At 40.5% G+C, this 12,478-nt stretch carries 11 protein-coding genes; 2 read left to right on the top strand and 9 right to left on the bottom strand.

Features of this window, described 5'->3' with window-relative positions:
• The 9 genes from DWA30_RS02700 to DWA30_RS02660 all read right to left on the bottom strand — a co-directional run.
• Nucleotides 1–1,295, bottom strand: a 1,295-nt coding sequence (locus tag DWA30_RS02700; RefSeq protein WP_136073139.1) for an ABC transporter ATP-binding protein, incomplete at its 3' end; no start/stop codon positions are given.
• Nucleotides 1,296–1,356: 61 nt separating this feature from the next.
• Complete coding sequence (locus tag DWA30_RS02695; protein WP_136073138.1) at nt 1,357–2,178, bottom strand: polysaccharide pyruvyl transferase family protein; 822 nt, start codon at nt 2,176–2,178, stop codon at nt 1,357–1,359.
• A gap of 57 nt (nt 2,179–2,235) precedes the next feature.
• Nucleotides 2,236–2,598, bottom strand: a complete 363-nt coding sequence (locus tag DWA30_RS02690; protein ID WP_114490989.1) for a four helix bundle protein — start codon at nt 2,596–2,598, stop codon at nt 2,236–2,238.
• Nucleotides 2,599–2,649: 51 nt separating this feature from the next.
• On the bottom strand, nt 2,650–3,516 hold the full coding sequence (locus DWA30_RS02685) for an ABC transporter permease (RefSeq protein WP_114490988.1): 867 nt from the start codon (nt 3,514–3,516) through the stop codon (nt 2,650–2,652).
• A complete protein-coding gene (locus DWA30_RS02680; protein ID WP_114490987.1) occupies nt 3,513–4,496 on the bottom strand; it encodes an SDR family oxidoreductase in 984 nt (327 codons plus the stop codon). Before DWA30_RS02680 ends, DWA30_RS02685 begins: the two co-directional genes overlap by 4 nt.
• The gene (locus DWA30_RS02675) at nt 4,496–5,782 is read right to left on the bottom strand and encodes a nucleotide sugar dehydrogenase (RefSeq protein ID WP_114490986.1); all 1,287 of its coding nucleotides are present in this window, start codon (nt 5,780–5,782) and stop codon (nt 4,496–4,498) included. The genes DWA30_RS02680 and DWA30_RS02675 overlap by 1 nt, the downstream gene beginning before the upstream one ends.
• 2 nt (nt 5,783–5,784) lie before the next feature.
• Nucleotides 5,785–6,378 carry a sugar transferase gene (locus tag DWA30_RS02670; protein WP_114490985.1) on the bottom strand — a complete coding sequence of 198 codons (594 nt, stop codon included), beginning with the start codon at nt 6,376–6,378 and terminating at the stop codon, nt 5,785–5,787.
• Nucleotides 6,379–6,421: 43 nt separating this feature from the next.
• Nucleotides 6,422–8,887 (bottom strand): GumC family protein, encoded by a 2,466-nt coding sequence (locus DWA30_RS02665; RefSeq protein ID WP_114490984.1) that lies wholly within the window; start codon nt 8,885–8,887, stop codon nt 6,422–6,424.
• Nucleotides 8,888–8,893: 6 nt separating this feature from the next.
• Nucleotides 8,894–9,688, bottom strand: a complete 795-nt coding sequence (locus DWA30_RS02660) for a polysaccharide biosynthesis/export family protein (RefSeq protein ID WP_114490983.1) — start codon at nt 9,686–9,688, stop codon at nt 8,894–8,896.
• A gap of 108 nt (nt 9,689–9,796) precedes the next feature.
• Here DWA30_RS02660 and DWA30_RS02655 point away from each other — a divergent pair, with 108 nt between their 5' ends.
• Complete coding sequence (locus DWA30_RS02655) at nt 9,797–11,659, top strand: ABC-F family ATP-binding cassette domain-containing protein (protein WP_114490982.1); 1,863 nt, start codon at nt 9,797–9,799, stop codon at nt 11,657–11,659.
• Between the two features lie 21 nt (nt 11,660–11,680).
• Nucleotides 11,681–12,454: an O-methyltransferase gene (locus DWA30_RS02650; protein WP_114490981.1), complete on the top strand. Its 774-nt coding sequence runs from the start codon at nt 11,681–11,683 to the stop codon at nt 12,452–12,454.
• Nucleotides 12,455–12,478 lie beyond the last annotated feature (24 nt).

The following is a 12,478-nucleotide window of genomic DNA, read 5'->3' as shown; positions in this document are numbered from 1 at the left end:
TATGCTCTTTTTGTCACTATATACTTCCCTGGCATCACTGCTATACTACCGGGTCGATTTAACCTTCCAGAGTTCCAAAAATCACCAGCTAAAACATTTAATGAAACTGCATTTTCTACCAGATCTATAAAATTATCTGGACTGGTATCTTTTTCAGTAATTAAAATTCGTATACCATAGGTTTCAGCTCTTAATAATAATTTTGGAATTTCTAACTCAAAATAATCCTGATTGGCGAGGTCGGTAAATTTGAACCCCATCTCATCATTAACAAATAAAAGTGAAGAATTGAGATTATCATCGAGAAAATTGATCGAAATAAACAATGAGCTGTAATCAACAGTTTTATTCTTCTGAATAGTGACACGTATCTTTAAATATTGTCCTGAGATCAATTCTCTTATTTCAGCACCTTCTTTGTTAAAGAATTGAATGTTGGTTACTTTCAATTTTTGATTTCCTAATCGATCCGTTCTTTCTGCGAGATCAATTTTTGCTTTATTCTTTTCTGCCGATAAATAATAGTTAACCGACTCATTTTGGGTTCCTTCGAAAACCATCTTACCATTTTCGAGGACTATACCTCGTGTACATAAATTTTTTACCGAAGCCATATTATGACTCACAAACAACACGGTACGGCCTTCTCCTTGCGAGATGTCTTGCATTTTCCCAATCGCTTTTTTCTGAAATTCGGCGTCACCCACGGCCAACACCTCATCGACGACCAAAATGTCGGGTTCCAGATGTGCTGCCACGGCAAATGCCAAGCGAACGCGCATACCGCTGCTGTAGCGTTTTACGGGAGTGTCTATATACATCTCACAACCCGAAAATGCAATGATCTCGTCTATCTTGCTACGTATCTCACTTTTGCTCATTCCTAAAATAGCGCCGTTCAAATAAATATTCTCCTTGCCCGTGAGTTCGGGGTGGAATCCTGTTCCCACCTCCAGCAAAGAGGCGATACGTCCTTTGGTCTTAATTATTCCTGTAGTGGGACTAGTTACGCGCGACAGTATCTTTAACAAGGTTGATTTTCCGGCACCGTTCTTACCAATGATTCCCAGCACTTCTCCTTCTTCTACTTCAAAATTTATATCCTGTAGGGCCCAAACATAATCCTGAGTAGCCTTGGCACTTCTATCGTTTACACTTCCAATTTTTAGATAAGGATCCTCCTTACCACGTACGCGATGCCAAAACCGATTCACGTCATCCTTAAGCGTACCTGTACCTACCAGTCCGAGGCGGTATTGTTTGCTTAGATTTTCAACTTTAAGAATAGTGCTCATGAGCTGTACCGGATTTGTAGCAAAATATCATTAAATTTTAAAATTTCGAGTACCATGTCGTTTATATTTTCTTCGGAAAGGCCTCCAAAAGACCATACTGCAATTGTTTTATCGTGGCTTCATTAGGTGGTGTGCCCTGTGATTGCACCAAATCTTCCATTGCAGTAACAGTCTCGGCTTGTTGCACTAGGTTTCCGGTATAGGGTGTTAAGCCCACCGACAAGAAGTAATCTTCGAACTTTATGTTATCGCCGCTCAATTTTTCAGAATAACGCGTCCAAACTGAAGGTATTCCGTAAGTATGTGAAACAATTACACCGTGTAAGGAAGAGCTTACGGTTTGTTTGCAACTTAAGATCTCGTTGGTAATGGCCGCAACATCATCGCCAATTAGATTGATCACCTTTACCGAAGGATCGTTGGCATACCAAGCCGCTACCTGCTCACAATCTATATAGTGTGGAATGATACCAATGCGATGTGTTTTTTTTACGTGAGGTTTGTAATAATGAGATAGCAATATGGCCGGGTCGCCGTATACTTCAGGACAATTATAACCTAACGCCTGTATCCGCTCGCGACTTTTGGGACCGCGCACGGCCGCAAAGGTTGCATTTTTACAACGATCGTTCTTGGTAATGATCCCACTCCCCCATACTACTGCTCTTTCCGAAGCATAACTCATTATACTCCCTATAGCCATTAGGTATCGTGGTTTAAATAATGCCTTCCGTTTTTTAGGCGCATTATAGAACTCCACCTTCCTACCACTTACTTTTTCTACTATATACTTAGATAAGAGGTCCCCGTAGTTCTCTGCTACTTTGTTTTCAAACAATACAGAAGACCAATAGAAAAGACGTATGTGTTTTCTTTTTTTCAAGTGTTATGATATCAGTTGTGTGATGTCAGTTGTTTGTTGTGTGGTGTCAGTGGTGTGTTAGGTTTTCCAGTTATTTTCTACATACTTAATAAATGAATAAATTTTTCCTCCCAGCTGGTCATATTGTTTAATTAATGCTGAAACACCCTCTATATTATATAGTCTTTCGATGGTTTCTAATTGTGAAAAGCATTCCAAAAGGGATGCATGAGCATAAGTCACGTATCTAATAAAATCTTGTTTATATCTTCTTCTTCCATATCCTTCAACAATATTGTCTTTTATACTTTTAGACGATCTTCTAATCTGACTGCCTTGTTCGTATAATTCGTAAGTTGGTAGTTTCAAAGAAATTTCATGAACTACTAAAGCGTATTCAAGAGCTAAATTGTAAATATCTAATTCCTTATAGCTTTTCATCGTAACCTTTTTTATCTACTTCTAAACCGAAAACCGACAACCGACAACCGATTAAACCGTGTCTATAAAACTCTTCTCTGTTCGGTTAAATATAATCAAACCTAAAATAAACACTACCATACAAACTGCTAAGGTGTATGCAAACCCAATCCAGTTGAACGTACCTGTATTAAGCAACATCACCCTAAATCCTTCTATAAGTTGCGTTAAGGGATTGTATGTAACCAATTGAGCAACCCAAGCTGGAAATTTGTTTTGTGCTTCACTCAAGGGATAAGGAACCGCCGAAACATACATAAGCAAGGAAGTAGCGAAACCAACCAACACGCTTAGATCGCGATACTTGGTCGTAAATGCAGAAATGATCATTCCCATTCCCAAACCTAAGATAGCGACCATAAATAAATATACCGGAAACATAAGAATAAGAAGACTTACTCCATTGTTGAAATCCAACGTCACATAGTAGTAGGCATAGAAGGCAAAAAATATTAGGAGTTGTATCCCAAACTTCAACAGATTGGAAACCGTGACCGACAGCGGCATGATCACTCTGGGGAAATAGACCTTCCCAAAAATATTCTGATTGCTTTTAAAAGTATTCGAAGTTTTGGTAAGACATGCCGTAAAGTAGTTCCATGCTGTAATTCCTGCGAGGTTAAACAACATGGGAGGCACGCCTTCGGTCTTAATAGCGCCTAGGTTGTTAAAGATAAGCGTAAAGATTATGGCTGTAAACAGTGGTTGGATAAAAAACCACAACGGTCCTAAGATGGTTTGCTTGTAAACCGTTGTTATATCACGTTTTACCAATAAGACTAAAAGATCGCGATACCGCCAGATCTCCTTAAAATTAAGGTCGATCAATTTGCGCTTGGCCGATATCTCGTATAACCAGTCTTCGTTATTGGCGCTCATGTATCACTAAATTTATTCCACGTAATTTTAAGTCCGTCGGCAACCGAGAATTTAGGATCGTATCCCAACAATTTCTTTGCTTTAGAAATATCTGCCAGTGAGTCGCGCACATCACCTTTTCGCGGTGGCCCGTACTTAGCTTCAATTTCTTTTTCTGAAATATCTTTGAGGTGCGACCAAAGTTCGTTTAAACTTATTCTGTTTCCGAAGGCCACATTAAATACTTCGTTATCGGCTGCTTCCGAAGCAAAGAACGCCTTTACATTAGCCTGTACTGCGTTCTCTACATACGTAAAATCCCGTGTTTGCTCACCATCACCATTGATCGTGGGTGCTTCCTCATCTTTTAACGCTTGCATAAACAACGGAATTACTGCTGCATAAGCACCATCGGGACTTTGTTTGGGTCCGAAGACATTAAAATAGCGCAATCCGATGGTCTTGGTACCATAGGTGTTATAGAACACATCGGCGTACACTTCGTTCACCAATTTGGTGACTGCATAGGGAGAAATTGGCTTCCCGATATTGGCTTCCACCTTTGGCAATTGTTTGCTGTCGCCATAGGTTGAACTTGAAGCTGCAAACACCATTTTTTGAACTGACTCGGAATCATTTTGGGCCACCAGCATATTTAGAAAGCCGGTAATGTTAACCGCATTGGAAGTAATAGGGTCGTTGATAGATCGTGGAACCGAGCCCAATGCTGCTTGATGAGATACAAAATCGATGTCCTGCATCGCTTTTTTACATACATCAAGATCGCGAATGTCCCCTTCCATAAATTCGAAGCCAGGATGGTTCTTAAAAGCTTCAAGGTTGGAGGAATAGCCGGTAGACAAATTATCTAACACCCGTACTTTCTGCGCTCCAAACTTAAGTAAATAGGCAACCAAGTTCGAACCAATAAATCCGGCACCTCCGGTCACTAAAAATCGGAATTTACTAAGGTCTTGTGTATGGTATGGTGTTTCGAACATTAGAGTCTGCCGTCTATTTTATCTTTATTTAAAAATGCTTTTACGTCGAAGACCACAGCTTTATCGGCGGTGTGGTTTTCGATAGGGAAATCGGTAAATGCCGTATGAGCTACGGTAAGTACGACTGCATCGTACGCTGTTCTTAGCTGTTCTTTTTCTGAAAGCAAACTAAGGTCGAATTCGCGTTTTACTTGTTCCGGATCGGCCCATGGATCGTAGACATCGATGTTGAGATTGTATTTTTCCAATTCGGTAATAACGTCTATTACTTTGCTATTCCGAATATCGGGACAGTTCTCTTTAAAAGTGATACCTAATACCAAGACATTCCCGTTCTTCACTTTACAATCTTTACGGATCATCAACTTAACCACCTCATGAGCTACATAATTGCCCATACCATCGTTCATACGACGCCCTGCTAAGATGATCTCGGGATTATATCCCTCTTCCTGCGCCTTCTGTGCGAGGTAATAAGGATCGACACCAATACAGTGCCCGCCTACTAACCCGGGTGTGAACTTAAGGAAGTTCCATTTGGTGGCCGCTGCTTCTAATACATCTTGAGTATCGATATCCAATAGACGAAATATCTTAGAAAGCTCGTTTACAAATGCAATGTTGATGTCGCGTTGCGAATTTTCTATCACCTTGGCGGCTTCTGCTACCTTGATAGAAGGTGCTAAATGTGTCCCGGCAGTGATCACCGAAGCATATAGTTTATCGATATACTGTGCAGCTTCGGGGGTAGAACCGGAGGTTACCTTTAAAATCTTGGTTACGGTATGTTTTTTATCGCCCGGATTGATACGTTCCGGTGAGTATCCGGCAAAAAAATCGGAATTGAAGGTGAGGCCCGAGACTTCTTCGAGTATGGGTACACAAATATCTTCGGTCACGCCAGGGTACACGGTCGATTCGTACACGACTATATCGTCTTTCTTTAAGATCGCACCAATGGTCTCACTTGCTTTTTGTAGCGGCGTTAATACCGGCTGATTGTATTTGTTTGTTGGGGTTGGCACAGTGACAATAAACACGTTCGCCAATGCCATTTCTTCGGCGACCGAGGTGAGTTGCAGACCATTCGCTTCGGAAGTGGTCAAGACCTGTTGCAAATTTTCTTTGGAAACTTCTAAGGTGTGATCTTCTCCGTTTTGCAGTTCGGCAACCCGTTGGGTATTAATATCGAAGCCGATCACTTTGTATTGTTCTGCAAACGCAACGGCAAGTGGCAGTCCTACATATCCTAAACCAATAATTGCAATGGTTGGTTTTTCTTTCATTTTTACTTTTTAAATACCGAAGTGAACATATAGTTGAGGTCTTTGCTCAAGCTCCAGTTTCTTATATATTCTTTATTTATTGCGACTTTATCCGGCCAGATCACAGTATCGTTGTACGTATTAGCATCTGTTTGTTGTAACAGCAACACATCTTCATTCTTGTATTTCAACGTGGCCGGACCTGTAATTCCCGGGCGTACTTGTAAAATAACTCGGTCATCACCTGTGAGTTGATCGGCATATCCCGGCACATCGGGTCTTGGACCCACCCAACTCATATCACCTACTAATACATTGATCACTTGCGGCAGTTCGTCTAATTTTGTTCGTCGTAACCAACTTCCGAAGGGAGTCTCATTGTGCTTCATAGCTTTCACATCATGATGTGCACTTCCTTTTAACGAACGGATCTTATAACATAAAAAAGGCTTTCCGAAGCGACCAATACGCTTTTGCATGAACAACCCATTTTTACCCGTACTTACACTGGCAATTCCAAGCAGCAAAATTAAAGGAATTATTATAAACGGCAGTATAACTATTGAAATAGATACATCAAAAATACGTTTTATTCGAAGCTGGTTCTTTGTGAGCATACATTCGATGATTCATCACTAGCTTTCAATGTGGTGTAAGCTATTATTTAATTCTAAAAAAGCGTTTTATCTTTTTAAGAAACGATGGCTTCTTTTCTACTTCATGATAGCCATTCCCATAAGCACCGTAGCCATAAGCACCGTAGCCGTAACCATATCCATAGCCGTATCCATAACCGTATTTTGCCTTGTCTTCGAAGTAATTAAGAACAAAGCTAATGTTTGTCACTTCACCTGTCTTATATTTTTCATTGATCATACCGAACATACCGCGTTTTGTATAGTTTTGTCGCACCATATAAATGGTAGCATCGGCAAATTTCACTAAGGACAAGGAGTCGGCAACCAAGCCTAAGGGTGGTGAATCTAAGATGACATAATCATATTCTTGCTTTAACTCATTAATAAGGTCGATCATACGTTCGCCCATTAATAGTTCAGACGGATTAGGAGGTATCGGTCCGGAGGTGATAATATCTAGGTGCTCAACTTTGGTCTTTTGAACAATGGCATCTACCGAAGCATCGTTTATGAGGTAGTTAACGACTCCCCTGTCGTTATTGATCTCAAAATCCCCAAATATCTTCGGTTTCCGAAGGTCAAGTCCTAACAATACGGTCTTCTTCTTACTCAAGGCAAATACCGATGCAATATTGATAGAACAAAAGGTCTTTCCTTCACCTGATACCGAGGAAGTAACTAATACGGTCTTAGCGCCCTCTATACCTTGTTTTTTATAGATGAATTGCAAACTAGATCGAATCGCTCTAAACGATTCGGCCACGGCCGATTTCGGTTTGTCGATCACAACCAAATTGTTTTCAACCCTGCTTTTTCCTACCACACCTAAGATAGGAATATTGGACAAGCGCTCAATATCTTTTACACTGTGGATCTTAGTGTCGAAAAAGACGCGTAAAAAAGCGAATACAAAGGGAATTAAAAAGCCAAAGAAAGCAGCAAGTATATAATTAAGTTGGGTATTCGGACCAATTTGACCACCGCCTGTATCTTTTGCGGGATCGATGATCTGTACATCACTAACGTTGGCTGCTTTTACCAATCCGGCCTCACTTCGTTTGGCCAAGAACACATTGTAGGTACCTTCACTCAAACTATAACGTCGTTCAATTCGCAGCAATTCTTGTTGTTCCTTCGGAAGCTTCCGAATTTCAGCTTCATATCGTCCAATATCTCGATTAATGGACGTAAGCTCTTGCCGCTTTAATTCCTTTGACGAACGAATGTTCTCTAGGAGTACTGTTTTGGCCGCATTAATATCTCGATCGATCTCATCGAAAACTGGGGCCCCGTCTTTAAAAGAATATTGCATTCTATTGCGTTGTTCTGCCAAGGCCACGATTTTCCCTACACCTGCTACAATACTACTTTCTGTAATTCCTGCTACCGATGGTGCGGGAACGTCGCGATAGTCCGAACGATTCACCAGATATTCCTGTAAGATGTTATAGTAGTTTAATTCTCGATTTACCGATTCCTTTTGTAGATCTAAGGTGTTCAACTTATTGTTGATGTCTTGACCTTCGGCTTCTAAATTAAAGATCGCATTTTGATCTTTAAAGGTGTTTAATTCGTCTTCTACATCTTTTAACTGTTTGGATTGTCTCGCCAAACTACTATCGATAAAACGAATTGTTTTGGTTGCAAATAAGTTCTTTCGTTCTAAAGCATTATCGCTTAATACATCGACAGTTGTATTGAGGTAGTCTACCAAACGTGCTTTATTATTTCCGGTCAACGATAAGTTTAGTACAGAAGACCCTTTAGATTCGGGTGCTATTTTAATTCGTAAATAACTGCGAACTGCACTATCGAAGTTTTTAAATCGCAAGTAATAAGGTACTTCTGTTTGCATACCTACCTCTTCGAATGGCAAAATCGTTCCCGAAAAGAATGGCAGCTCGATCAATTGACCTATTTTATATTCTTCTGAAAAATCTTTCGCACCTAAAGTAGCTACCGAAGTTTCCTTTGTGCCATAATGCTGAAATCTAATCGCACCGGCAGGAATACTCGTTTCAAGATCGAAGGTCACCGAATCTTTAAAGGTCACCACTATATCCCTATTTAGCATTTGACGTTTCGATGTATCAACATCCACCAAAAAAGGTGCTTTTTTGTAGGCATCGACACGTTGATATTCACCATCTTTTAAGTAGGCCAGATAATACTGAAGTCTTTCTACCACGGCTTCGTTGTGCGATCTTGATTGCAATGTAATGATCGCAGTGTTCACCTTGTCTGTGGTTCCTCCCCAATTAAAGGTTAGGCTTGTATTCGTAGTAAAAAATGGGTTTTGGTCGTCTTTTACCGTGATCATGTTTTGCATGATATAGACCGGTAATTTCCTAACATTGATATAATAAGCAATTCCAAAAGCAATCGCTAATGAAATAAGAAACAATGGCCAATAACTAAGCAGTTTAAAGAGAAACCCCTTAAAGTCGAATGTGGTATGAACCTCGCCTATTTCAAATTCTTCACTCATAGATCGTTAAAGTCGTATAAATAATAATATGGTAGATGTGAGGGCGGCAACTACTGTAAGTATGGTAGTAAAAGACTGTAATCCGGTTGTACCTGTTCCAAGCGATTTTTGAGGCAATGGATTGATAAGAATCAGATCATTTGGCTGCACATAATAATAAGGAGAGTTCATTGCATCGATAGTGGTAAGATCTATATGATGTACTTTTTGACCTAAGGGATATTGTCTTATCAATACCACATCGGTTCTATCTCCGGTAATGGTGATATCCCCACTATTCGCTATAGCTTCCATTATAGTGATCTCATCTCTGTAAATAATGTTAGATCCGGGCCTTCCAATTTCTCCATTAATAGTATATCGTATGCCCGACAACTTAACCGTCACAAAAATGTTAGCCTCGGCCTTGTAGTATTCATCTAAGAGTCGCTTTTCAATATTTTCACGCACTTCTTCTACGGTAAGTCCTAGAACGGGGATTTCGCCTAAGATGGGTATACGAATGTTCCCATGTGGATTCACAACAAATCCGTCGTAATACAAGCGCTCCTCTCCAGTTGCGTTTGGGTTTGCGTCTCCTACCGGATTAAAGATATCCACGAAGTTCGGGTCTAACGCTTTTACACGAATGCTTAGTAGATCATGCACTTGTAGTCGGTACGCATCTGGCAATTTTTGAACAGGAATAAGACTATCCGTCGCTGTTTCATTTTGTTGTAAATAAGTAAGTCGTTTCTTAGAAATACAAGATGAAAAGCTTACCATAACTAGAAGCAAAACGAGTACGGACGCAAATCTCATAGAAAAGTAGGGGTTGTTAGTGAACAAATATAACGCAACCATCGTAATAATAAAATATATTTCATTTTAAGTAATTAAAAACCGCTTATTTTGTAGAAAATTGTGATCGTGAATTACCTCTCAGTAGAAAATATAGCTAAATCATACGGTGAACGTGTGCTTTTCGAAAATATTTCCTTCGGAATAAATGAAGGACAAAAAATTGGCTTTGTCGCTAAAAATGGTACGGGTAAAACATCCTTGCTCAACATACTATCGGGCGAAGACACACCAGACCAAGGCGAGGTGGTGTTTCGGAAGGACCTAAAAGTTGCCTTTCTATCGCAAGAACCCGATCTCGACCCTAACCTCACCATAGAAGAAACCATTTTCGCATCAGACAATCCCATTCTGAAAACCATAGCCAATTATGAAAAAGCACTCTTAAACCCGGAAGACACCGAAACCTATCAAACCGCTTTCGATAAGATGGATGCACACAATGCGTGGGATTTTGAAACACGCTACAAGCAAATTCTATTTAAGTTAAAACTAGAAGACCTCAACCAAAAGGTGAAAACCTTGAGCGGCGGACAAAAAAAACGCTTGGCATTGGCGAATGCTCTACTAGGCCAACCCGATCTGCTTATCATGGACGAACCTACCAACCACCTCGACCTAGAAATGATCGAATGGCTGGAACAACTGTTCGCCAAAGAAAACTTTACCATTTTTATGGTTACCCACGATCGTTACTTCTTAGAACGTGTTTGTAATGAGATTATCGAACTAGACCAAGGAAATCTATACAGCTATAAGGGAAACTACAGCTATTACCTCGACAAGCGAGATGCTCGTATCGAAAACGAAGCCACCGAAACTGCAAAGGCCAAACAACTTTACAAACAGGAACTCAATTGGATGCGAAGACAACCTAAAGCTCGCACCACTAAAAGCAAGTCTCGTATTGAAGACTTTCACGAAATCAAATCCAGAGCGCACCAACGGCGTAACGATCATGAAGTGCAGTTAGAGTTGAATATGGAGCGTCTGGGCACTAAGGTTGTCGAGTTGCACAATGTGTCGAAATCGTATGGCGATAAACCCTTGTTCGAAAATTTCGATTATAACTTTCTTCGCGGCGAACGCGTTGGCATTATCGGGAAAAATGGAACAGGAAAATCTACCTTCTTAAATATGATTACCGGAAGTGTGGCTCCCGATACTGGGAAAGTAGTAATAGGCGAGACCGTAAAATTTGGCTATTACACACAAAAAGGAATTAAAATTAAAGAGGGGCAGAAAGTGATCGATGTGGTGCGTGAATTTGGAGACTATATTCCACTAAAAAAAGGGAGGCAGATCTCGGCACAACAACTGCTCGAACGCTTTCTTTTCGATCGCAAAAAACAATACGATTATGTAGAAAAACTTAGTGGTGGAGAGCGGAAGCGATTATATCTATGCACGGTTCTAATTAAAAATCCGAACTTCTTGATACTCGATGAACCTACTAACGATCTGGATATTGTTACCTTAAATGTGCTCGAAAGCTTTTTATTGGATTTCCCCGGTTGCTTGGTGGTAGTATCCCACGACCGTTATTTTATGGATAAGATCGTCGACCACTTATTTGTTTTCCGCGGAAATGGCGTTATTAACGATTTCCCAGGAAATTATTCAGACTTTAGAGCCTACGATGATAGTCAGCCTTCCGAAAAGAGTGCCACTGAAGCCGAAAAACCAAAGACCAATTGGAAAGCTTCAAACGACAAAGCGAAACTAAGTTATCAGGAACAAAAAGAGTATCAGAAACTTGAAAAGGAAATCGCCAAGCTGGAAAAAGACCGTGAATCCCTTCAGAATAAATTTGCCACCGAAGGTTGGGAAGGCGAAGAGATCGACAAACAATCGCAACGCTTGCAAGAGCTCATAGATGCGATCGACACTAAGACCGAACGCTGGTTCGAGCTGTCTGCCAAATTGGAATAATTAGAAGTATATTCTGTATAAGTGCTGTACCAAATACGTTCATACCTGCAATTTCTTACCAAAGCCACCAACCAACACGGTGTACACTCCCCATATGTATACGACCTGATTACCAATTGTTTTTACGATAAAAAGAAATATCCCGAATACCAACAAATTCACGCGTATCGAAAGCAATTGCTAAACGACCGGACACCATTTAAGGTGACCGACTTCGGAAAAGGCTCAACTGTGTTTAAAAGTGATGAACGAGTTGTAGCTTCAGTTGCCAAACATGTGGGGATTTCTGCAAAACGGCAACGTTTGTTATTTCGTCTCTCACGATACTTAAAACCCGAAAACAGCTTAGAACTCGGTACTTCACTAGGATTAGCCACCATAGCTATGGCGTTGGGAAACAAGAGTAGCAGCGTGCTTACCGTAGAAGGCTGCCCAAACACTGCCGCGATTGCAGTGCGACAATTTGAGAGCCATCGACTGGATAATATACGATCGCACACCTGTACTTTCGATACTTTTTTTTCTGAGAATGCTTCGGAAGTTTATCACTTGGTATTTGTGGATGGGCATCACAGTAAAGAATATACGCTTCAGTATTTTGAACAGCTACTGAAGCGTATTACATCAAACAGTATTCTCATATTTGATGATATCTACTGGAGTCCCGGCATGACCGAAGCCTGGGAAGAGATAAAAGCACATCCCACTGTTCGTGTGAGTATCGATACCTTTACTTGGGGCCTCGTATTTTTCAGAAAAGAACAACAAAAGGAACATTTTTATATCCGTTTGTAACATCTGTACTACCTTTGCGTCATA

Source organism: Candidatus Ulvibacter alkanivorans (assembly GCF_003333325.1).
Lineage (GTDB): Bacteria > Bacteroidota > Bacteroidia > Flavobacteriales > Flavobacteriaceae > Ulvibacter_A > Ulvibacter_A alkanivorans.
Note: the sequence above shows the minus strand (reverse complement) of the source record. Positions and strands in the feature narration are given on the sequence as shown.

Excerpts from the sequence above, each read along its gene's own strand:
- DWA30_RS02670 (WP_114490985.1), bottom strand. The coding sequence starts at position 6,378 with ATGCTCACAAAGAACCAGCTTCGAATAAAACGTATTTTTGATGTATCT.
- DWA30_RS02685 (WP_114490988.1), bottom strand. The coding sequence starts at position 3,516 with ATGAGCGCCAATAACGAAGACTGGTTATACGAGATATCGGCCAAGCGC.
- DWA30_RS02665 (WP_114490984.1), bottom strand. The coding sequence starts at position 8,887 with ATGAGTGAAGAATTTGAAATAGGCGAGGTTCATACCACATTCGACTTT.
- DWA30_RS02690 (WP_114490989.1), bottom strand. The coding sequence starts at position 2,598 with ATGAAAAGCTATAAGGAATTAGATATTTACAATTTAGCTCTTGAATAC.
- DWA30_RS02675 (WP_114490986.1), bottom strand. The coding sequence starts at position 5,782 with ATGAAAGAAAAACCAACCATTGCAATTATTGGTTTAGGATATGTAGGA.
- DWA30_RS02680 (WP_114490987.1), bottom strand. The coding sequence starts at position 4,496 with ATGTTCGAAACACCATACCATACACAAGACCTTAGTAAATTCCGATTT.
- DWA30_RS02660 (WP_114490983.1), bottom strand. The coding sequence starts at position 9,688 with ATGAGATTTGCGTCCGTACTCGTTTTGCTTCTAGTTATGGTAAGCTTT.